Origin of the sequence: Pseudoalteromonas luteoviolacea (assembly GCF_001750165.1) — a bacterium.
In the GTDB taxonomy this organism is placed as follows: domain Bacteria; phylum Pseudomonadota; class Gammaproteobacteria; order Enterobacterales; family Alteromonadaceae; genus Pseudoalteromonas; species Pseudoalteromonas luteoviolacea_G.
In genome coordinates, this window is sequence record NZ_CP015411.1 from 356,564 (window position 1) to 378,312 (window position 21,749).

Annotated in this window: 22 protein-coding genes and 1 riboswitch; of the genes, 17 read left to right on the forward strand and 5 right to left on the reverse strand. The window is 41.8% G+C overall.

The window, feature by feature from the left end:
• Positions 1 to 17: 17 nt before the first annotated feature.
• Together S4054249_RS01510 and elbB are read right to left on the reverse strand one after the other, a co-directional pair.
• A complete protein-coding gene (locus S4054249_RS01510) occupies positions 18 to 407 on the reverse strand; it encodes a c-type cytochrome (RefSeq protein WP_063881500.1) in 390 nt (129 codons plus the stop codon).
• Between the two features lie 207 nt (positions 408 to 614).
• Entirely contained in the window at positions 615 to 1,268 is a 654-nt protein-coding gene (gene elbB / locus S4054249_RS01515) for an isoprenoid biosynthesis glyoxalase ElbB (RefSeq protein WP_046358294.1), read from the reverse strand.
• 420 nt (positions 1,269 to 1,688) lie between these two features.
• Here elbB and polA point away from each other — a divergent pair, with 420 nt between their 5' ends.
• The 3 genes from polA to S4054249_RS01530 all read left to right on the forward strand — a co-directional run bounded on the left by polA (position 1,689) and on the right by S4054249_RS01530 (position 6,005).
• Positions 1,689 to 4,439, forward strand: a complete 2,751-nt coding sequence (gene polA, locus S4054249_RS01520) for a DNA polymerase I (RefSeq protein ID WP_046358295.1) — start codon at positions 1,689 to 1,691, stop codon at positions 4,437 to 4,439.
• A 470-nt stretch (positions 4,440 to 4,909) separates the two neighbouring features.
• Entirely contained in the window at positions 4,910 to 5,476 is a 567-nt protein-coding gene (locus S4054249_RS01525) for a YceI family protein (RefSeq protein ID WP_046358296.1), read from the forward strand.
• Positions 5,466 to 6,005, forward strand: a complete 540-nt coding sequence (locus S4054249_RS01530; protein WP_063881501.1) for a DUF1285 domain-containing protein — start codon at positions 5,466 to 5,468, stop codon at positions 6,003 to 6,005. Before S4054249_RS01525 ends, S4054249_RS01530 begins: the two co-directional genes overlap by 11 nt.
• Here the strand turns inward: S4054249_RS01530 and yihA are convergent.
• Complete coding sequence (gene yihA / locus S4054249_RS01535) at positions 6,002 to 6,646, reverse strand: ribosome biogenesis GTP-binding protein YihA/YsxC (protein WP_046358297.1); 645 nt, start codon at positions 6,644 to 6,646, stop codon at positions 6,002 to 6,004. The two genes, S4054249_RS01530 and yihA, sit on opposite strands and share 4 nt — an antisense overlap.
• A 351-nt stretch (positions 6,647 to 6,997) precedes the next feature.
• Here yihA and S4054249_RS01540 point away from each other — a divergent pair, with 351 nt between their 5' ends.
• The 4 genes from S4054249_RS01540 (at position 6,998) to S4054249_RS01555 (ending at position 10,034) form a co-directional block, all read left to right on the forward strand.
• Positions 6,998 to 7,630 (forward strand): c-type cytochrome, encoded by a 633-nt coding sequence (locus tag S4054249_RS01540; protein ID WP_046358298.1) that lies wholly within the window; start codon positions 6,998 to 7,000, stop codon positions 7,628 to 7,630.
• A gap of 636 nt (positions 7,631 to 8,266) precedes the next feature.
• Positions 8,267 to 8,917 (forward strand): class I SAM-dependent methyltransferase, encoded by a 651-nt coding sequence (locus tag S4054249_RS01545; protein WP_046358299.1) that lies wholly within the window; start codon positions 8,267 to 8,269, stop codon positions 8,915 to 8,917.
• Between the two features lie 26 nt (positions 8,918 to 8,943).
• Positions 8,944 to 9,522: a Der GTPase-activating protein YihI gene (yihI, locus tag S4054249_RS01550; protein WP_046358300.1), complete on the forward strand. Its 579-nt coding sequence runs from the start codon at positions 8,944 to 8,946 to the stop codon at positions 9,520 to 9,522.
• A complete protein-coding gene (locus S4054249_RS01555; RefSeq protein ID WP_046358301.1) occupies positions 9,519 to 10,034 on the forward strand; it encodes a DUF2489 domain-containing protein in 516 nt (171 codons plus the stop codon). The genes yihI and S4054249_RS01555 overlap by 4 nt, the downstream gene beginning before the upstream one ends.
• Positions 10,035 to 10,076: 42 nt before the next feature.
• Here the strand turns inward: S4054249_RS01555 and S4054249_RS26455 are convergent, their stop codons facing one another.
• Positions 10,077 to 10,232: a hypothetical protein gene (locus S4054249_RS26455; RefSeq protein WP_155401421.1), complete on the reverse strand. Its 156-nt coding sequence runs from the start codon at positions 10,230 to 10,232 to the stop codon at positions 10,077 to 10,079.
• A 276-nt stretch (positions 10,233 to 10,508) separates the two neighbouring features.
• Between S4054249_RS26455 and S4054249_RS01560 the strand changes: the two genes are divergently transcribed.
• From S4054249_RS01560 to speD, 8 genes are all read left to right on the forward strand, one after another.
• Positions 10,509 to 11,090, forward strand: coding sequence for an anthranilate synthase component II (locus tag S4054249_RS01560; RefSeq protein ID WP_046358302.1), 582 nt, complete (start codon positions 10,509 to 10,511; stop codon positions 11,088 to 11,090).
• Between the two features lie 45 nt (positions 11,091 to 11,135).
• On the forward strand, positions 11,136 to 12,311 hold the full coding sequence (locus tag S4054249_RS01565) for an HDOD domain-containing protein (protein ID WP_046358303.1): 1,176 nt from the start codon (positions 11,136 to 11,138) through the stop codon (positions 12,309 to 12,311).
• Positions 12,312 to 12,634: 323 nt separating this feature from the next.
• Positions 12,635 to 13,846 carry an aspartate aminotransferase family protein gene (locus tag S4054249_RS01570; protein WP_046358304.1) on the forward strand — a complete coding sequence of 404 codons (1,212 nt, stop codon included), beginning with the start codon at positions 12,635 to 12,637 and terminating at the stop codon, positions 13,844 to 13,846.
• Between the two features lie 85 nt (positions 13,847 to 13,931).
• Positions 13,932 to 14,960, forward strand: coding sequence for an arginine N-succinyltransferase (gene astA, locus S4054249_RS01575; protein ID WP_046358305.1), 1,029 nt, complete (start codon positions 13,932 to 13,934; stop codon positions 14,958 to 14,960).
• A gap of 13 nt (positions 14,961 to 14,973) precedes the next feature.
• On the forward strand, positions 14,974 to 16,446 hold the full coding sequence (gene astD, locus S4054249_RS01580; protein WP_046358306.1) for a succinylglutamate-semialdehyde dehydrogenase: 1,473 nt from the start codon (positions 14,974 to 14,976) through the stop codon (positions 16,444 to 16,446).
• Positions 16,447 to 16,641: 195 nt separating this feature from the next.
• On the forward strand, positions 16,642 to 16,980 hold the full coding sequence (locus tag S4054249_RS01585; RefSeq protein ID WP_187301397.1) for a DUF3802 family protein: 339 nt from the start codon (positions 16,642 to 16,644) through the stop codon (positions 16,978 to 16,980).
• A 68-nt stretch (positions 16,981 to 17,048) separates the two neighbouring features.
• Complete coding sequence (locus S4054249_RS01590) at positions 17,049 to 17,462, forward strand: OsmC family protein (RefSeq protein WP_046358307.1); 414 nt, start codon at positions 17,049 to 17,051, stop codon at positions 17,460 to 17,462.
• Between the two features lie 86 nt (positions 17,463 to 17,548).
• Positions 17,549 to 18,358 (forward strand): adenosylmethionine decarboxylase, encoded by an 810-nt coding sequence (gene speD / locus S4054249_RS01595; RefSeq protein WP_046358308.1) that lies wholly within the window; start codon positions 17,549 to 17,551, stop codon positions 18,356 to 18,358.
• Positions 18,359 to 18,402: 44 nt separating this feature from the next.
• Here the strand turns inward: speD and S4054249_RS01600 are convergent, their stop codons facing one another.
• Positions 18,403 to 20,517 (reverse strand): TonB-dependent receptor, encoded by a 2,115-nt coding sequence (locus tag S4054249_RS01600; RefSeq protein WP_046358309.1) that lies wholly within the window; start codon positions 20,515 to 20,517, stop codon positions 18,403 to 18,405.
• Between the two features lie 107 nt (positions 20,518 to 20,624).
• Here S4054249_RS01600 and S4054249_RS01605 point away from each other — a divergent pair, with 107 nt between their 5' ends.
• Both S4054249_RS01605 and S4054249_RS01610 read left to right on the forward strand, forming a co-directional pair.
• Complete coding sequence (locus S4054249_RS01605) at positions 20,625 to 21,014, forward strand: acyl-CoA thioesterase (RefSeq protein WP_046358319.1); 390 nt, start codon at positions 20,625 to 20,627, stop codon at positions 21,012 to 21,014.
• 97 nt (positions 21,015 to 21,111) lie between these two features.
• Positions 21,112 to 21,519: an META domain-containing protein gene (locus S4054249_RS01610; RefSeq protein WP_046358310.1), complete on the forward strand. Its 408-nt coding sequence runs from the start codon at positions 21,112 to 21,114 to the stop codon at positions 21,517 to 21,519.
• A gap of 32 nt (positions 21,520 to 21,551) precedes the next feature.
• Positions 21,552 to 21,653: riboswitch (TPP riboswitch) on the forward strand.
• Positions 21,654 to 21,749 lie beyond the last annotated feature (96 nt).

The window sequence follows — 21,749 nt, forward strand, 5'->3', positions numbered from 1 at the left end:
TATTTTTTAAACGACTTTTATTTGAGCATAAAGTCGATAGCGGCTTGTATTTCTTCGTCACTACAGTCCATACAAGTCCCCTTCGGTGGCATGGCATTAAATCCATTTATTGCATGATCAAGTAGTACGTCTGCGCCCTTAGTTAAACGAGTAGCCCACTCGTCTGCTGTTTTTGGTGCGCCAAGTGCGCCTGTACCGTGGCAAGCAAAACAGGATGCTTGATATATTTGTTCACCAGAGCGAGGACCAGATGGGACTGTGGCTGCCGTATCTTCGGCACCGGCTAAGTAGACAGAACCTATCGGGGTTAAACGCTTTTTGATGGCTTCTTCGGTTAGAGAATTATCATACGGCTGGGCGACGGTGGCCGTGGATAGCATTAAGAGTGCTGCTGACAGTTTCTTCATTTACCTTGCTCACTTCAAATTTAATGTCTTCGATCACGAAGCACGACGGATGACGGTTCCTAATTGAGTATAACGTCACCACCTAATTAGTTAAAATTTAAACTTGATCTTAAGCGTATAAAAAACAAATTTTATTGCGTTAGGGCAAAGATTTGGTCTTTTTGTGCTTAAAATCAAGTAAATTTTTTGGAGCAGAGAACAGACTTATTAATCGATTAGCTGTGCGAGGCGCTTAATCGCTTTTTCTATGCCCGCCGAGGCTTCGCTGATGTTACTTGCGAGCATGTAAGCGGGTGTACTGATAACCTTTTGTTGCTCATCAACAACGATATCTGTCACAGCACAGTCAACATGCGTAGCACCGAGTGCGTTCACTGCTGCGGCTGTATCAGAGTCATTACCAATTGTGGCTTTTGTACCAGCTTGGTGAATATGTCCTATAAGTGCTGGTGCAATGCATAGGTATGTGATTGGCTTACTTTTCTGGCTAAATTGTTGGCATACAGACTTAAGCGAATCCAGTATCTGAGACTCTGCTCCTTTAAATGCAAAATCTGACAAGTTTTTAGCGACACCAAACCCGCCTGGGATAACTAATGCGGCAAATTCATCGACATTAAGCTGTGCCAGATCTGAGATATCACCGCGTGCGATTCGCGCAGCTTCTGTCAATACATTGCGAGTTTCTGCTTGCTCTTCACCAGTGACATGATTAATAACATGGTGTTGTTCAATGTTTGGTGCAAAACAACGATAAGTAATGTTTTGCTGTTCTAGGTGTAGCATGGTCAACACTGATTCATGGATCTCTGCACCGTCAAATACCCCACAACCACTAAAAATGATTGCTACTTGTTTCATTTTATATCTCCTAAGGCTTATTGTGCCTGCTATATTCAATGTAAGAATGCCAACTGTGAAAAAAAATATAAAGGATCTGCTTTGATCTTTGATCAATTATGTTAGTATACGCGTCCGCTCGAAATAACGGGTCGTTTTATCACCAGTTTTCTAGGGTGAAAAATACATGAGTTATGACATTTCCACAAATTGAACTTGTGGTGTATGTTATTTATATTTTGTATTTTGCTTTTTTTATCAATGGTTTGTACTTATTGGGTCACTAGCTAAGATTTATAGCTGGTGTTTTTCTTGTGTTTATCTACAAAGTTATCCACAGTTTTTCCTTATTAAGTTTCATTGCACTCCTCTCGTTTTATGCTAAGCCTTGTGGCATCCTTAGCAAGTTATTAAATTTCATTTATTAGGATCCAAAATACTATGCCTCAGATCCCAGAAAACCCATTAATTTTAGTGGATGGTTCTTCCTATTTATTCCGTGCTTATCATGCGCCACCACACTTGACGAATTCTCAGGGTGAAGCCACTGGTGCGATCTACGGCGTAATCAACATGCTGAAAAGCTTGCTTAAACAATTTGATCCTAGTCACATGGTGGTCGTGTTTGATGCAAAAGGGCCGACGTTTAGAAATGACATGTACTCAGAGTACAAGGCAAACCGACCGCCAATGCCCGATGATTTGCGCACACAAATAGAACCAATTCATGAGATCATTAGAGCAATGGGTCTACCACTGGTGAGTATTTCAGGGGTAGAAGCGGATGACGTGATTGGCACATTCTCGCGCATTGCGTCAGAGCAAAAGCGTCATGTTTTGATCAGTACAGGCGATAAAGACATGGCTCAGTTAGTTAATGAGCATGTTACATTGATCAACACGATGACGGATACGGTTTTAGATCCGGCAGGTGTGGTCGATAAGTTTGGCATTGGCCCTGAACTGATCATTGATTTCCTTGCTCTGATGGGTGACAAGGTTGATAACATTCCAGGTGTACCGGGCGTTGGTGAAAAAACGGCGTTGGCAATGTTACAGGGCTTAGGTTCAATTACAACGCTTTACGATAACCTTGATGAAATCGCACCACTTGGTTTTCGTGGCTCAAAAAGTATGGCGAAAAAACTAGAGGAGCATAAATCTCAGCTTGAGCTGTCATATGAGCTGGCGACCATCAAGTTGGATTGTGAAGTCGAGAAAGATCTGGACAGCTTTAAGATCCAGCCAATGAATAAAGATCGATTGGTCGAATTGTATGGTCAATGTGAGTTTAAGCGTTGGCTTGCTGAGCTATTGGATGGCAAAGTAAGTAAAGATAGCCCAGTTTCAACTACTGCGACTGCACCTCAGCCAGAGATAACGGGCAACTACGAAACAATTTTGACGACTGAACAGCTTGATATCTGGGTTAAAAAGCTAAAAAGTGCAGAGGTATTCGCCTTTGATACGGAAACGACGAGCTTAGATTATATGCAAGCGGATCTGGTGGGGATGAGTTTCGCGGTAGAAGCTGGGGAAGCAGCTTATTTACCTTTAATGCACGACTATATGGGGGCACCAGAGCAGCTAGATAAGTCATTAGTCTTTGAGCTGCTACAGCCTATCTTAGAAGATCACGGCATTAAAAAAGTTGGACAAAACTTAAAATATGATAAGAGTGTGTTAGCACGAGCTGGTATCTCATTGAATGGTATTGAATTTGACACCATGCTTGAATCATACGTGTTTAACAGTGTCGGTACTCGTCATGATATGGACTCATTGGCACTTAAGTATCTAGGGCATAAAAATATCAGTTTTGAAGACATAGCAGGCAAAGGCAAAAAGCAGCTGACATTTAATCAAATAGAGTTAGATAAAGCTGCACCATATGCTGCTGAAGATGCAGACATTACTTTGCGATTGCATCAGCACTTGTGGCCTTTATTGGAGAAAGAAGCCAGCTTGGTTAGTGTATTCAAAGAGATTGAGTTGCCTTTGATAGATGTGCTCTCTGATATGGAGCGTACGGGTGTTCAAATTAATAGCACGATGTTGGGTGAGCAAAGCGTTGAAATTGAAAAGCGCTTGGCAGAGCTTGAACAAGAAGCGTATGCGCTTGCTGAAGAAGAATTTAATTTGAGTTCGACTAAACAGCTACAAGCAATTCTATTTGAGAAATTAGGATTGCCGATATTGAAGAAAACCCCAAAAGGTGCCCCTTCAACTGCTGAGGAAGTGTTACAGGAGCTGGCACACGACTATCCTTTACCAAAGCTGATCATCGAACACCGAGGTTTGGCTAAGTTAAAATCGACATATACAGATAAGCTACCAAAGTTGGTCAATGATAATACGCAACGCGTGCATACTTCTTATCATCAAGCAGTGACGGCAACAGGGCGATTGAGTTCCAGCGATCCAAACTTACAAAATATTCCAATTCGCAATGAAGCAGGGCGTCGTATCCGTCAGGCTTTTGTAGCTAATGAAGCGCATGTTATTTTAGCAGCCGACTATAGCCAAATTGAGCTTCGTATTATGGCGCACCTATCTCAGGATAAAGGGTTGTTGAATGCGTTTGCTGAGGGTAAAGATGTACACAGCGCAACGGCGTCAGAAGTTTTTTCTGTACCGCTTGAAGAAGTTACGTCAGACATGCGTCGCAAAGCCAAAGCGGTTAACTTTGGTTTGATATATGGTATGAGTGCTTTTGGGTTAGCGCGCCAATTAGATATCCCACGTAATGAAGCACAACACTACATGGATAAGTACTTTGAGCGTTTCCCTGGCGTTTTAGAGTATATGGAAAGTACACGTGAAAAGGCAGCTGAACAAGGTTATGTAGAGACATTATTTGGTCGTCGTTTGTACTTACCGGATATTAAAGCGCGTAATGGCGCGCGTCGTAAAGCTGCTGAGCGTGCCGCAATCAATGCTCCAATGCAGGGCACAGCTGCTGATATTATTAAAAAAGCGATGATCAAAGTGCATCAATGGTTACAATCTCATAGCCAAGACGAAATTAAGCTATTAATGCAAGTGCACGATGAACTAGTTTTTGAAATTAAAGCAGATAAAGTTGTTGAGTTTAGTGAACACATTTGTCGTTTAATGAGCGAAGCAGCGCAGCTTGATGTACCACTCGTTGTCGAAGCCGATTATGGTGAAAATTGGGAACAAGCCCATTAATTAACCGAGTAACTTTAACTTGAGTCAAAGGGCATAGTGAGATTATGCCCTTTTCATTTGTACCCTTCACTTTATCCCTCTACGTCCCTAATTTACTGGTTTGGTGTAAAGTTAACGTAAAAAGTATCACGTGTTTGTTTATTTAATATCAAATTGGCTCGTTATTTGCTTTATGCTGTTTATTTCTAGATGGCTATTTGCTACAGTTCGCGCCGTCCTCATCCTGTAGGACATCCTGTTGATGATGTATCTCTCGAAAGAGGATACTGTGTATTGATAGCTTCTCCCCAGATTGCTATAACGGCTCGTAAAAGGTTTATACGAGCCGATTTTTCACCCACACTTAACCATGCTTCATACTTACCTTCGATTTAAATCGTTCCTATAAATTTCAATCTCATGAATGCTGACCTAACTCTCTTCATATTTATTTGTTAAGATGTTAAAAAATTTACAAATAGGAATACGTCATGCTTAAGTCTTTTCTCGTTGGTAGCTTGTGTCTTATGTCTCAAGCTGTGTCTGCTTGGCAGCTGAATAATGAATTGAGTGATCTCAGTTTCACCTCAATTAAATTGAATAGCATTGCTGAGAATCATCATTTTACATCTTTGTCTGGCGAGATAAACGATGCTGGCCAGTTGAGCATTGATATTGATTTAAGCAGTATTGAATCTTTGATCCCAATAAGAAATGAGCGTATGAAGAAAGTGTTGTTTGAAGTGTCACAATATCAAACAGCCAGTATTGATGCGAATATCAAGCCTTGGTTATCTCAGCTTACAACAGGCCCACAAGTTCTCAAAGCGGTACCTGTGACACTTAATTTACATGGTAAAAGTTTAGTTTTGAAACTTGATCTAATGGTAAATAAGCAAGTTAAAACAATTCAGGTTTCACCACTGCGAGCTGTGCTTATTAACAGCCATGATTTTGCACTGACCGATGGTATCGAAGCGTTGCGTAAACTGGCTGGATTGAGCAGCATAGCAAGTACAGTACCAGTGACATTTAACTTGGTTTTTCATGACAAATAAACTAGATGACCTGATCGCGTACTATGTGTCAGCACACTCTCCCACAGAACATTGGCATGCTGGTGAGTGCGGTGTAGGCACATTTTTAATTGATGGTGCTGGGCGTTGGTTTCATCAAGGCGATGAGATAAAGCGTCCAACGCTGGTGCGCTTGCTAGCCAGTGTATTAAGTTATGAACAAGGCGAATATACTTTAAAAACTCCCTCTGAAACTTGCGTAGTTACGGTAGAGGAAAGCCCTTTTGTGATTGTTGCTTGGCATTTTTCTGATGTTGCAGGGCAATATGATTTTGAGTCAACAATTATTTGTGAAGACAATTTGGGTAGGTTGTGGCCTGTCTGCGAGGTGTTTCCCCTGTATATGGCGTCGTATAAAGGACAGATCATCCCGCATCTTCGGCTTAATTATGGATTAAGCGCACGTGTGGAGCGTACAGTTTATTATCAATGGGCTGAAATCGCGAAGTATAATGAGCGACAAGAAACAATGACATTATACTCCGCAGGGTATGGGTACGAATTAACTTAGTCGCTTGGGCGCTCTTCGTCTGCTTCCTCTTTCACATATGGTCCCAAGAACCAGTCATCTAATTGCCATGCTAGTTCTTTTAAACCCAGCCCCTTTAATGATGAAAATGCATGTACTGTAATGTCGCCATCTAGCTCAGAGAGTGCTTTACGGACTTGCAATACTTCAGCTTTGCGCTTGCCTTGTTTTAATTTGTCTGCCTTGGTAAGCAAAGCGAGAACGGGAATATTACTGCCGACAGCCCAATTGATGAGATCCATATCTAAGTCTTTCATCGGATGGCGGATGTCCATTAAAACCACGATGCCTTTCAGGCTTTGTCGTTTTTGCAAATACTCGCCAAGAGATTTCTGCCACTTCTTTTTCATCTCAATCGGCACTTTAGCGAAGCCATAGCCCGGTAAGTCGATGAGCCTTTTGTCCTCGTCTAATGCGAAGGTATTGATCAGTTGTGTGCGCCCAGGTGTTTTACTAGTACGTGCAAGTTTTTGATCTGTTAATGTATTTAATGCACTTGACTTACCTGCATTAGAGCGCCCTGCGAATGCGACCTCTATGCCACTGTCTGCGGGAAGGCGGGAAATATCAGGTGCGCTGGTAATAAAGGTAGCGCGATTATATGGCATACGAGATTTTAACACTCTAACTCCTAGACGGATTATCTGATTCTATGATTCATACGTATTTTATTACATCTGCCACACAATGCAAAAGCAGAGAAAGTCGATAATTTTTAGCAGCGTCAAGAGAATTTCTGGACTAAGTTTAATCTATGTCAATTACCGATAATCTAGCAGTTTTATAATTGGGGCAAAGCATAGCGGTGTATTTTTGTTGTGTAGGATATAAAAACGTCAACGCAATGCGCAATAACATTGAGCGTCACTTAATACACATTAAGTCAATGTGCATAGATGAGTATCTGCCCAGCATTGTGAAGTTTTACATATTCACAGGGTTGATAGTTACAGGGTCGGAACAGAGAATTTACCATGAAAAAAATAGCATTATCTTTAACTATGCTGCTGAGTACGTTGTCATTCAACAGCGCAGTAGCATTCGATGGGGACGCCGAGGCAGGTAAGGCGAAGGCGGCAACATGTGCAGCTTGTCATGGACCGAATGGCAACGCCCCGATAACTATGTACCCGAAAATAGCGGGTCAGCATGCTGATTATATTTACAAACAGCTTAAAGAGTTTAAGTTGGGTATGACCTCTGGCGGTGAAAAAGGGCGTATGGACCCTGTGATGAGTGGTATGGCAATGCCTTTATCCGATAAAGATATGAAAGATTTATCTGCTTATTTCGCTAATATGCCGATGAGCGCTGGTACTACACCTGAAAGCGCAGTTGCACAAGGGCAAAAATTATATCGTGCAGGTGACGCAGAGCGCGGTATTCCATCTTGCATGGCTTGTCACGGTCCAAGAGGGAATGGGACTTCTTTAGCCAAATTCCCTAAAATATCTTTTCAACATCCTGAGTATATAAAAGCGCAACTCGAAAAATTCAGAGACGGTAGCCGTCATAATGATGCCAATGGCATGATGCGGGATATATCTGCCAAGTTAACAGACGAGGATATCGAGATTTTGTCTAAATATCTCGGTGGTTTGCACTAAAGTCGTATTTGTTTTTACGCTACTGAGCGTAAACTTTTAGTATTGAAAAAGGCAACCTAATCGTTGCCTTTTTTTGATCTGTCCATTGTGAGATATATCTTACTTTTATTGTAAGATAATGTCGTTCCTGATTTGTAGGACTTTACGTAAATTGAATTTGCAGTTTTTTGTAAGTTTATGTATTTATTTTGTTTTTATTTTGGGTTCTGTTGCTGAGGTAATAATTTTGTTATTGATTAGTTGTAACTGTTTAAAATAAGCGTAGATTAATCCGTGTCGTCAAGACAATACAAAAACAGGGACAATTCGATACGGAAGCGTAGACGGCATCATTGAGTATTCAGTTGAATACATTTAAACAAGGATGAGTACAAAAGCGTTAGGAAGACCGAAAAGAAAAAATGCAATGGAAGTTTGATAACAAAAACAATATGGATAGTGTCACGGAAGTAAAAATAAAAACAAAATGGAAGATAAATAATAAAAAAAATAAAGACTAAAAGTCGAAGGGAGAAGTGTCCAGATTGAGACGCTCAGATTAGCAGGCGGTAGAGAGAGATCTCTGCCGTCTTTTTATTTGTACACTTTTTAATTGCTGGTACAATACTCTTTTTAAGTACGTTTGGTTCATCATCTTTGCAAAATCCACAAGCGCTTCAATGTGGCCTCTGTGACTCAGAGTCGCTCGAGCATTATCACCGAGACAAATTTCGCGATTACTGGCAGTGCCAGAAATGCAAATTGGTTAGCGTGGCGCCATGCGATAGACTGTCACCACAAGCAGAAAAAGCGATTTATGATAGTCATGAAAATGATCTCAATGATATTGGCTATCGGCGTTTTTTATCACGTGTATTTGATCCTGTAAATTCACGTTTGCTAAGCAATCGAGATGGGCTTGATTTTGGCTGTGGCCCGGGTCCTTTGTTAGCTAAAATGTTTCAAGAAGCTGGTCATTCAATTGCGCTGTATGACTTATACTATGCAAATGATGCTGCGGTGTTGGAAAAGCAGTACGACTTTGTTACGTGTACCGAAGTCATTGAGCATATTGGACAGCCTAAAGTGGTGTTTGAGCAACTTGTTGGTATGTTAAAGCCACAAGCGCCGCTTGCGTTGATGACCAAATTAGTAATTGATCCTGAACGTTTTGCATCTTGGCATTATAAGAATGACCAAACCCACATTTCATTTTTCAGTCGCGAAACGTTTGAATATGTAGCAAAGCAATTTGGCACCAAGCTAGAGTTTATTGGAAATGATGTGATCATCTTGACTAAACATTAGTTGGTTAGAGTAAATGGTAGAGAAGCATGACTAGAAAGAAAAAATCACGCAAGTTAGGTGAAAATGGCACACCGAGATTAAGTAAGGAAAAGCTTCGTGAATTGCGCGCATTAAAAGAGCAGCGCACGAAAAAGAACAAAGGAAATAAAGCGGGGACTCGTAACGCTCAAGAAGCAAAAATTGAAGCTACATCTCAATCTGGGGTGAAGAAAGATCCTCGTGCTGGCAGTAAGAAGAAAATAGCATTGACGCCTGAGGCGCAAACTCCGAAAGCTGAGCCGCAGATGAAGCGGCATTTGACGCCACAAGCGATGTTAACGAAGGCGAATGAACCTGAATTAACCCTTGAGCAAGAGCTTCAGCAGTTAGAAAATGATGAACGTTTAATGAAGCTATTGGAGCGACATGAGCGTGGAGAGTTATTGACTGGTAAAGACGCTAAATTCTTTAATCGCGCAATTGCACGTCACCAAGAGCTGTGTGAAATTCTTGGTATTGATGATGAGTTTGAAGAAGAAGATATGATCGACGCTGATCCTTTAGCCGACTTTGTTAGTAATGATTTAGCGGATGAATGGTTAAATGATGACGAGGATGAGCGATGAGCACGATTTGGGTGGTCGCACTGGTCTTTGGCGCATTAATTGTTGCAGGTCTAGCTTTCTACGCTGGCAAATTGCTGTGGCAGTTAAAGGTTCAAAAAGACACGATTGCTAAATTGAAAGAAGAGCAGGTAAAGAAGCTCGAGAAATCTAGACAAGAGCGCAATGGCAAATTAGCAGACAGCATTAATTTGATAGCCAAAGCGATGAAGCAGAAACAATGTGAGTACTCGGAAGGGTGTTTACGTGTTTGGGTACTTATATCTCAGTATAGCTTTGACTCAGAAGTAACATTAGAGCAAACCTACCCTGGTGTTTTTGAAATGTATGATGAAGTCAAAGAGATGCCGACGCATGATGCTCGTAAGAAGTATTCAAAAAAGGAGATTTTCAAAATGGATACCCAGCGCTGGCGTGCTGAAGAGCGACTTGAAGAACAAATATTGAAAGATTGCGATAAACTTCTACAAGAGTTCAAAGCCTTACCAGGCAGTGAGAATGTGGTGTTTCAATAATTACAAATAGCTGGGCATTATACGCCCAGCTTTACTCTGTACTTATGCCGTTTTACAGGTATTTTGTTGACCGACTGAAAAGTCGGTATCGGGCGATTGGAATACAGCACCGCCAGCTACGCGGTTTGTTTTTTGCGTGCTGATAATGTGTTTTGTAGATAAATTTTTAATGCTTTTCTTTTTGATTGTGAATTTCATTTCTTTTTCCTTGTTGTTTTAGTGCGCTTTCATACTATTTCTACTTCTTTCCTATTGTCTAGCGACTTTTGATGCAGTGTATGTATTTTTTCTGTGAAATAGATGATTGTGCGAGAGCAGAGGTTATGCCAGTGAATTAATAAATTGTGTTATCATGCTCGGCTATTAGCAGAGCTTGAGCTTTGATTTCGCGGTGATAGTTGTATCGAAGTAGTACTTTGACTTTAATGTAGTAAACAAAATGGTGAGTCTTAAAAGTTTAGAGGTGAAGACTGAATGTTATTAATGATCGACAATTATGATTCGTTCACGTTTAACCTTGTCCAGTATTTTCAAAAGTTAGATCAAGAGGTTTTGGTCAAGCGGAATGATGACCTTTCTATCTCTCAGATTAAGCAGCTCAACCCTGCCCATATTGTCATTTCCCCAGGCCCATGCAGCCCGAATGAAGCGGGTATTTCTTTGCAAGTTGTACAACAGCTACAAGGTCAATTTCCGATATTAGGGGTGTGTTTAGGACACCAAACTATTGCACAAGCAATGGGGGCTCGTGTCGACAAAGCAAAGGCGGTAATGCATGGCAAAGTGTCACGTATTTACCATGCAAATAAAGGTGTATTTTCGGGCTTACCAAGCTCGTTCAATGTATGTAGGTATCATTCACTCGCTGTGGATGCCAAGAGTTTACCCAGCGGGCTAGAGGTGACAGCGTGGACGCAAACTGACACTGGTTCGCTAGATGAAATTATGGGGCTATGTCATACTGATCTGGCATTGGAAGGGGTGCAGTTTCATCCAGAGGCGATCTTAACTGAGCATGGCCTAGAACTACTTGATAACTTTATTGCTCGCTTCTAACCTTTAAAGAGCTTTCTTTTAATATACCAAAAAAGATGATAATTGATGACACAAGATATTAGGCAGTCGCACATTGCTCAAGCAATCGCTCAGCGTGCACATGACGTTCTAATTAGCCATAATTTTGCACAGCAGCAAATAGGTTATATCCATACTTTTGATATGAACTTTGGGGAGTCTATCCCACAACGTACTATGCTCGAAGTAGAGCTAGCTGCGGCAGCTAAACGTCAAGAGAAAAGTACAAGTCATCATAAGTACATTGCTAAAGCGAGTAATCACTTACATCAAGTTATCGAAAGTGGTATAGAGACTCAGTTGAGTGATCTGGATTCTATTTATTCTGAAGTGGTCGGTATTCAAGATGCTGTGCCGACAGTATTAGATATTTTGGCTGTTAAGTCTGCTTCAGTTGGCCGACTAGAGCCCTTGGTCAATGATTTATCTTGGCTTGGTCGCGATCTTGTGTCGCTAGTAAACTTACCTCAATATCGTAAAGTAAATAGCAAAGGCACATCGGTTAAGGTGGACACGCCTGCATTAGCACTACGTTATTTGGGGTTAGAAAATTTACAAATGGTGATCCCGACATTTGCAGTAAGGCATTGGATGCCACATTCTACAGAGCCATTTCCACTTTTAAAAAGAAAGCTCAGAGATATCAGTATGGCCAGTGCCATAGCTGCAAAGGCTTTGGCGCCTTTATATGATGTTAAAGAGCAGCATGCTTTTACATTGGGCATGTTATTGGATTTAGGTAAAATTGCACTTACCCGTTTATATTTGAGGACTTATGAACGTGTTTGGCAGGGCAAAGTTAAAATTGCCAGGGACAAAAACCAGAAAGACTTGCATACGGCATTATTAGAACTCGGGCCTGACCCTTTATTTTTGCGTAATTTGTTACTTGAGCATGCGCCTGTTGTATCGCAGCGCTTAATAGAGCAAATGTCGTTCAAGTATTTACCGTTTAGCGCGGCTATGTCTGAGTTTGCGCAAAGTTATTTGCCGAACGTGAATAATAATCCAGCTGATTTGCTGCCATTGACGCAAGTATTAAAGAAAGCGTATGGCTATGCACAATATCAACTTTTAAAAGATAGCCATTTAATTGAACCGGATGAAGCGAAAGATTGGTTTGCACACCTAAATTTGACAAAGCAGGAGCAACAATTACTGTCGAAAACGTCTTTGCAGAGCCTTCAGCTGACAATTTTGTAAAAAAACTGGAAATTTTTTCACGCTTATTCATTCATTCGCCCCATCGCCAAGGATCGACTAAAATCCTTGTATGGTGGGGGCGTATCCAATCGCGACGCTAATAGTTATTCACTGTTCTTGAAATAATATACTAAAGCCTTGAATATCAAGGGGTCCAGGAATGTTTTCTATGAGACACAGAGGTATTTTTTTGGAATAATGTGCGTATGAAATTTGCGCCGATTTGGGTTGTTTCGGATCTTTTACAGTGTTGCTGAAGGTAATGTTTTGTAATCCCGAGTGCCCAATTTTCAGTGCTGAACTCGCTAAAATGAGGATTTAAAATGACTATTAATCGTGAATTATTCGATCAAGTAATGGTACCTAACTATTCACCTTCTGCTGTTATCCCTGTTAAAGGTGAAGGTTCTCGCGTTTGGGACCAAGAAGGTCGTGAATATATCGATTTCGCAGGTGGTATCGCTGTAAACTGTTTGGGTCATTGTCACCCTGCGCTTGTTTCTGCTTTAAAAGAGCAAGGCGAAAAAATCTGGCACTTATCAAATGTCATGACCAATGAACCAGCACTTAGATTGGCTAAAAAACTAACTGATGCAACGTTTGCAGACAAAGTTTACTTTGCAAACTCTGGTGCAGAAGCGAATGAAGCAGCACTTAAACTAGCTCGTCGTTGGGCTCTAGATAAGTTTGGCGCTGAAAAGTCACAAATTATTGCATTTAACAAAGGCTTCCACGGTCGTACTTTCTTCACAGTGACTGTAGGTGGTCAAGCTGCATACTCTGATGGTTTTGGTCCTAAGCCTGGTGATGTGGTTCACTGTGACTATAATGACCTCGCTGCATTCGAAGCGCTTATCTCTGATAAGACCTGTGCTGTAATGATGGAACCTTTACAAGGTGAAGGTGGCATCGTTTCACCTGAGACTGAATTTGCTAAAGGCGTTCGTGAGTTATGTGACAAGCACAATGCACTGCTTATTTTTGATGAGGTACAAACGGGTGTTGGTCGTACTGGTGAGCTATATGCATACCAGGGTTTAGGTGTCACACCTGACATCTTAACAACCGCTAAGGCGCTTGGTGGCGGCTTCCCAATTGGCGGCATGATCACAACAGCTGAAATTGCACAGCACCTTAAAATTGGTACTCATGGTTCAACATACGGTGGTAACCCTCTGGCCTGTGCGGTTGCAGAAGCGGCATTCGATACGGTTAATACACCTGAAGTATTAAATGGCGTAAAAGAAAAAGAAGCGCTTTTCCGTGAATTACTAACTGCAATCAATGACAAGTACAACGTATTCTCTGAAATTCGTGGTAAAGGCTTATTAATCGGTGGTGTTGTCACTGAACAATACGCTGGTAAAGCAAAAGAGTTCTTAACTGAAGGTGTTAAAGAAGGCGTTATGTCACTGGTTGCTGGTGCTAACGTAGTGCGCTTTACACCATCGCTTGTTATTACTGATGCGGACATCCGCGAAGGTATGGCACGCTTTGAAAAAGCAGTTGCTCGCGTTGTAGAAAATAACGCATAAGTTGTCGCACAAACCAAGCGATAACCAACGTGACGCTCGATAGGGCGTCACCTGTCTAAAGGTTTACTGAGGAGTAAGCGGGCTCATGATGATCCTTCGCCCAATCCAAAAAAGCGATTATCCAGCGCTTTTGAACATTGCCCAAGAGTCGGGGCATGGTTTTACTTCATTACCTCTAAATGAAGAGTTGTTACAAAACAAAATAGAACGTTCCATCACGTCTTTTGGCAAAGAAACAGATGTACCCTTTGATGAAGGTTACCTATTTGTGCTTGAAGACTCTGAAACGGGCGAAGTTGTTGGCACCAGTGCAATTGAAGCTGCAGTGGGGCTAGACGACGCGTTCTATCACTATCATTTAAGTAAAGTTATCCATTCTTCTCGCACTTTAAATGTTTACAAAGCAGTGGATATTCTGACGCTGTGTAACGACTATACCGGCGCGACTGAACTGTGTACTTTATTTTTAAAAGATAAGTACCGTAAAGGCTTCAATGGCAAACTTTTATCTAAGTCTCGCTTTATGTTTATCAATCAACATAAAGCACGCTTTGCAGAAACTGTCATTGCAGAAATGCGCGGCGTATCTGATGAAAATGGTAGTAGTCCGTTTTGGAAATGGTTAGAAGAACACTTCTTTTCAATGGATTTCCCAACAGCTGATTACCTCACAGGTATTGGTCAAAAAGTCTTTATTGCAGAACTAATGCCAAAGTACCCGATCTACGTTAATTTATTGAGTGAAGAAGCGCAGGCGGTAGTTGGTGAAGTACACGACAATACCCGCCCAGCTATCGAATTGCTGAAAAGCGAAGGCTTCACGTTTAACGGGTATGTTGATATTTTTGATGCGGGTCCAACGGTCGAAGCTAAAGTCGATAATATTCGAACTATTCGTGCAACACAGTTTTTCAAGGTGTGTATTGCTGAAAATGTACCAGCACAGACAAATGGTTCCCCAGTGCTTATTGCTAATGATAAACTAGCAGGCTATCGCGCTACGGCAGTTGAGCTTGATGTGCCACAAAGTGGTGAAGAAATCACCATTTCGGCTGAATTGGCAAATGCGCTTCAGGTGACTGAAGGCGACACTGTAAGCATCGCAACTCTTTAATTGGGAAAGAATTATGACAACACATGCAGCACAATTTATCAATGGTAAATGGTCAGCGGGTGAAGGTGCAGAGTTTGCATCTGTAAACCCAGCAAACAATGAACAGATCTGGTCAGCAAACGCGGCAACTGCTGAGCAGGTTGATAGCGCAGTAAAATCAGCACGCGAAGCTTATTACCTGTGGAGCGACTTGAGCGTTGAAGCACGTTTAGACGTGGTTAAACGTTTTGCTGAGGTTTTGAAAGAGCATAGCGAAGAGCTTGCAATCGCAATTGCCAAAGAAACAGGTAAGCCACTTTGGGAAACGCGTACTGAAGCGGGTGCAATGGTTGGTAAGATTGCCATTTCAGAAAAAGCTTATAATGAGCGTACCGGTATAGTAGAAAATGCAATGCCTGTAGGTCGCGCTGTTATTCGACATAAAGCACATGGTGTTGTTGCGGTATTTGGTCCTTATAACTTCCCTGGTCACTTGCCTAATGGTCACATTGTACCTGCGCTTATTGCTGGTAACACTGTAGTATTTAAGCCGTCTGAATTAACGCCATATGTTGCTGAACTGACATTAAAGCTTTGGGAAAAAGCGGGTCTGCCAGCTGGTGTTATTAACCTAGTACAAGGTGAAGTGGATACAGGTAAAGCACTTGCATCACACAAAGGTATTGATGGTTTATTCTTTACGGGGTCTTCTCGTACAGGTCACTTCCTGCATGAGCAATTTGCCGGTCAACCTGGCAAAATTTTAGCGCTTGAGATGGGCGGTAATAACCCATTAATCGTTAAAGATGTGACAGACATTAAAGCGGTTGTACACGACATTATCCAGTCTGCATTTATTTCAAGTGGCCAGCGTTGTACGTGTGCGCGTAAACTGTTTTTACCTCACGGTGAGCAGGGCGATGCAATTCTTGCGCAGTTATTGCGTGCAACGAAAGCGATTAAGATTGGTAATTTTGACGATGCTGATCAGCCTTTCATGGGCTCTATGATTTCTGAAGCGGCAGCGGCTGGTATGGTTGCAGCACAGCAGCAACTGATTGATCTTGGCGCAGAGAGCTTACTGGAACTGACGCACACAGCGGGTACTGGCTTTGTTACACCTGGTATCATCGAATGTACAAAGGTTGCTGATTTCCCTGATGATGAGCACTTCGGTCCATTATTGAAGGTATTCCGTTATACAGACTTTGACGCTGCGATTGAGCTTGCAAATGACACAAGCTTTGGTTTGTCTGCTGGTCTACTGAGCGACAATGAAGCAGATTATGATCACTTCTTGCGCCGTATTCGTGCGGGTATTGTTAACTGGAACCGTCCTATTACAGGCGCCTCAAGTGCTGCGCCATTTGGTGGTATTGGTGCGTCTGGTAATCATAGAGCAAGTGCGTACTATGCGGCAGATTATTGTGCATATCCGGTTGCTTCTGTTGAACTTGAAAAAGTTACATTACCAGGAAGCTTGAGTCCAGGCCTATCATTAGATTAAAATTACCTGCATCAGGTAAATCACATTATTGCTAACTGCAATAGTGTGATGCGGAGACATAGTCTCACGCTTTATTCTTAAAAAGCAGCATTTGCTGCTTTTTTTATTTTTCTGGGCCGCTCAAAAGTAGCAATCAGATCGAGTTTCTGCTTAAATCAATAGGAGATGTCATTGGTAAACTCAGGTGGGCAATATATGGTTTTAGATAAACAAGGATATGATGAGTTAGTCATGTATCTGACACAAAATTTAGCCTTGTTTGAAAAGCCGGGTGTGGTAAAGCCAAATGCACCTAAGGTCGTTGAATTAATTGAAGACGTTATCGCTGAACATGTAATTCGTTTGTGTGAACAGCACACAGGCTTATCAACCGAGCAGCGCGGGTTGATTGTACGTGAAGTTGATGGCATTGTGTACGACCTACAGGAAGTGTTATCAAGTGTTGTTGATCAACGTGTTACAGAAGAACAGCAAGAGTTTATCGAAGAGTTTGCTGGTTTGGTTAAAAATTTATTTGATTCTGCCATTCAGTAAACTTTTATAGATTTTTATTTTTAATAACACCGCCTTATGGCGGTGTTATTGGTTTTATAAGGTGTACTATGCAAGCAAGTGTAAAATGGGTAGGTGGTGATACATTTTTAGGTCGTTCTCACTCTGGTCATAATGTGGTATTTGATGCAGGGGCTGACAGTGCAGCGCCTAGTCCGATGGAAATGGTATTAATGTCGGCGGGCAGTTGCGCATCTGTTGACGTTGTGAGTATCTTAAAAAAGGCAAAACAAGCTGTTGAAAGTGTCGAGGTTAAACTTTCTGCAGAGCGTGCAGAGTCAGCACCTAGAGTATTCACCAAAATCAATCTACACTTTGTAGTTACAGGTGACAATGTGTCTGAAAAGCATCTTGCACGCGCTGTTAATTTGTCTGCCGAAAAGTACTGCTCAGTTGCCTTAATGCTTGAAAAAGCAGTGGAAATTACGCATACCCATGAGGTTGTACAAAGCGAAGAAAAATAACGCTTTTTAAGCTGCAAGTTTTCGTATAAAATCCGCGAACTTTTAGTTCTGCAGCGCAGATTTTCTTGTTTTAAGGTGGGTCTATCGTGAACAAGCCCTTTAATAAAATTAAACTCCATGGCTTTAACAACTTAACAAAGAGTTTAAGCTTTAGTATCTACGATATTTGCTACGCCAAAACTGAGCAACAGCGAAAAGAATATATCGAATATATCGACGAGCAGTATAGTGCAGAGCGTTTAACGGATATTCTTAAGGAAGTAGTCGATATTATTGGTGCGAATGTATTGAATATTGCGCGTCAAGATTACGACCCGCAAGGCGCAAGTGTCACTATCTTGGTTTCTGAAGAGCCGGTAGAGGGGACGATGCCGCATTCTCAGGAGACACCTGGACCTTTACCTGATTCAGTTGTGGCCCATTTGGATAAAAGCCATATTTGTGTTCACACTTATCCGGAAGCACATCCTCACGATGGGATCTGTACATTTAGAGCGGACATTGAAGTGTCTACCTGTGGCATTATTTCTCCGCTTAAGGCGCTGAACTTCTTAATTCACTCGCTTGAGTCAGACGTGGTAACGATTGATTATCGAGTGCGCGGCTTTACCCGTGATGTGAATGGTGTAAAACACTATATTGATCACCCCATTCATTCAATTCAGAATTTCATGACTGAAGATACAAAAGACGCTTACCAGATGGTAGATGTCAATGTGTATCAGGAAAACTTATTCCACACTAAGATGATGCTTAAAGAAACCGATTTAAACACGTATTTATTCGGTATCACCACAGATGAGCTCACTGATGAGGAAGAGGTAGAGATCCGCACTAAATTAAATCGTGAAATCCAAGAGGTATTTTACGGACGAAATCTACCTGACCCAGAATAAGAAATCAGGTATTAAAAAAACGGCGCTTAGAGCGCCGTTTTTTATTAAAGCGTATAGTTAAATGTTAAACCATATACGCGGGGTTCTGCATATTGCACATACGTGTCAGTGGCCCAACCATTTCTCGGATCATTACCGAATTGGAAACCACGCACAGGGACGTCCCTATCCGCTAAGTTTCTTCCCCATGCTGTTAGACTCCAGTTGTCGCTGTAGTAAGAAATACTCGCATTGATCAGATTTTGGTTCGGTGCTTGAGAATCATGACTATCAGAGAAGTAGTAGTCATCTTTACCTTCGAACCCTAATTGTGCACTGATGTTGTTAGTAACGTCATACACAAAGGTGAAGGCATATTGATATTTTGGTGACTGTGCTTGCTCGCGGCCATCAAAATCATCGCCATTGACGGTAATGAAATCCTCAATCTTGGTATCTAAATAACCTAGGCTATATTGTAATGAAAGCGCATCAAGAAGCTGACTGGTTCCCTCTATTTCAAGGCCATAATTTCTTCCTTTACCCGCATTACTGATGAAGCCGGCAAATTGCACGCCCTCTAACTGCCATTGTTTTAATTGCATGTCTTCTCTGTGCATATAAAATGCGCTGAGATTTAACGTATGCCGCTTGTCTTCAGATTGGCCTTTAACACCAAACTCAAAGTTCCACAGGTACTCTGGGTCGAAAGTGAAACCCGATTGCGGAATAGTGATGCCATCATCTTTGGCTTTGGCGAGGGCTTCACCGTTCACTCCACCCACCTTGTAACCGCGGTTTAAGCTGGTATAAATCATTGTTTGAGGTACAACTTGGTACTCAAGCGCGAGTTTACCGCCGACCATCGTATCATCTGTATCTAAGTCAAATGCATTACTGTCCATGTAATCACTTGAGTAAGACTCAATGCGAATACCCGTGATTAGTCTGACATCGTCTTGTAGTTCAGTCACCTTGTGAGCAAATAACGCATGGTTTTGTGTTTCAAAGTTAGATTTAAACTGTGCTGGCGCTTCACTATGTTTGCTTCTTTGACGGTCTAAGTCGACATCATGTCTGCGACTCACTACGCCAATTACCCAAGATTTGTCTTTGCTTTTAATTCTTACTTCCGCAGCGCCTCTTTCGTGGTCTCTCGCATACTGGTCAAAGTACTGGCCATAGTAAGCGATATGGTCTGGGTGAAGACCTGCCTCACACAGCATTGGCTGCGCAGGATCTGCACAGACCCAGTCTTCATCGTAGCTATATACGGTATCAGCTTGCAGGCCACTAGTGAGTATTTCAATGTCTACAGCTGATAAACCGGTGTAGTCAGCGGTTAAAGAGAATGCATCGCTTTTCTGTGTATCTTGACCCGGCTGGCTGGCAACACTTTGGCGTGAGTTATCTAAAGTAAAGCCGTCGTAGCCGTTTTCAATATCAATATGGTGATAGACAAAGCCCAGGTTTAACTCGTCGTTCGCAGCATAATCGATCTTGAACCTCGCGACGCTTTCATCTAAATCTTGCGTTTCTTCGTTTAAATACACATTGTCTACAAAGCCATCGGATTGTTTTTGATAAATACTGGCACGTGCGGCAATCGTGTCAGTCAGACCTGCACCAACAGCCACACCAGCTTCGTGAGTACCATAATTTGCAGCGCCTAATTTAACGTTGAGGCTGGGCGCTTGGGTTGGAGAAATTGAGTGAATATCAATAATTCCACCCATGGCATCAGCCCCAAACTTGGTGCCTTGCGGACCGCGATAAATAGCAACTTGATCCGCATCGAATAGCAACGCACTGCCACCTAGGCCAGAATAGTTAATATTGTCGATTAAAACGCCCACACTGGGTGTGATTGGATCAACAAATTGTGAGCGCAGGCCAACCCCACGGATTTGCACAAAGCGTCCACGAGACGCGCCTGCGGTAAAGTTCACATTTGCAGCACTGTTAAGAATTTCATCTAAATAACTTGCACCGCGTGTTGAGATCTCCGTTTCGCCAAAGACAGATGCACTGGCGCTCAAAGTTTGTAGAGATTCTTGCTGAAAGTCCCCAGTTACTTCGATAGTTTCAATGTTTTTTGGTTTCGTTGAGGTTGCGTCGTCGGCTGAACTGGAAAATGCCACCATCAGACCCATTGTGAGTAAAGAGAGTTTTAATTTCATTCGCTTATATATGTCCCGTGTTATTTGCGCACTAGTTTAGCAAAAGCCCGACCAGATCACTGAAAATTTGTGATATAAACTTTTGCAATCTAATTTGAGGACGAATGATGACATTTAAAGTTGACTTTAAAGTAAGAGATTATGAATGCGATCTCCAAGGGATCGTGAACAACAGTGTGTATTTTAATTATTTAGAACATGCGCGGCATGAGTTTTTGGCACATAAAAATATTGACTTTGCAGCGCTAGCTGAGCAAAAAGTAAACTTGGTTGTTATTCGCTCTGAGATGAACTACAAAGACTCACTTCGCCCCGGTGATGCATTTTATGTTGAAGTAGAAGTGGAGAAAGTCAGTAAACTGAAGTTTGCATTTCATCAAAAAGTATTAAGAAGCCAAGATGATAAGCTGATGCTGGACGCGATTGTGACAGGTACATCGGTGAATGAACGTGGTCGCCCGTTCCTACCTGAGGAAATTGAACAACTATTTGTTTAATTTTTGACTGGATAGGCAATTTATTACATATTTTTACTGCCTATTCTGGTGAGCCAAGCGTTATAATTAGCATTGATTATCAAATGATTGGTTTACCATGAAATATTCCTTTTTATTATGCTTATTGAGTGTGGTGTTGATGGGGTGCTCAAGCACAGGGACGGTAAACGTAGACACGCTCAAATATTCAAGTTGGCAGTATGTATCAGAAGATTCGGACGCTGAAACTCAGCCAATTCAATTCGAATTTTTAGATGCTTTTCGTGTGAATGGCTTTGCCGGTTGTAATCGTTTTTTTGGCCAAGGCGAAATTCGATCAGGACAATTGTTTGTATCTAATATCGGTATGACCAGAAAGCTCTGTGATGAAGCGACGAACACGTATGAAGATGAGTTTCTCAATTTACTGCAAATTGGAGCGCCATTGCAATATAGCGAAAACGAGTTGATTCTTGAGGGAGACGTGAAGTGGCGCTTTAAATTGGTTAAAGGTCACTTTGACTAATGCAGCGACATTCAGTAGACTTTGTCTCAATTCGTTACTTGTCGGAGTGCCCTAGCGGGCTGAGATCGCTGTATTGCGGGATCCGTGGACCTGATCAGGTTAATGCCTGCGTAGGGAACAAGCTGCCTTAATAATTATACCCAAGTGGGTATGGGTGTTAAGGCTGCCAAGTTTGTTAGCATTGCGCTAGTAAATTTGTCCACCAATTTCACTTTGCCGTCTGTGTATTT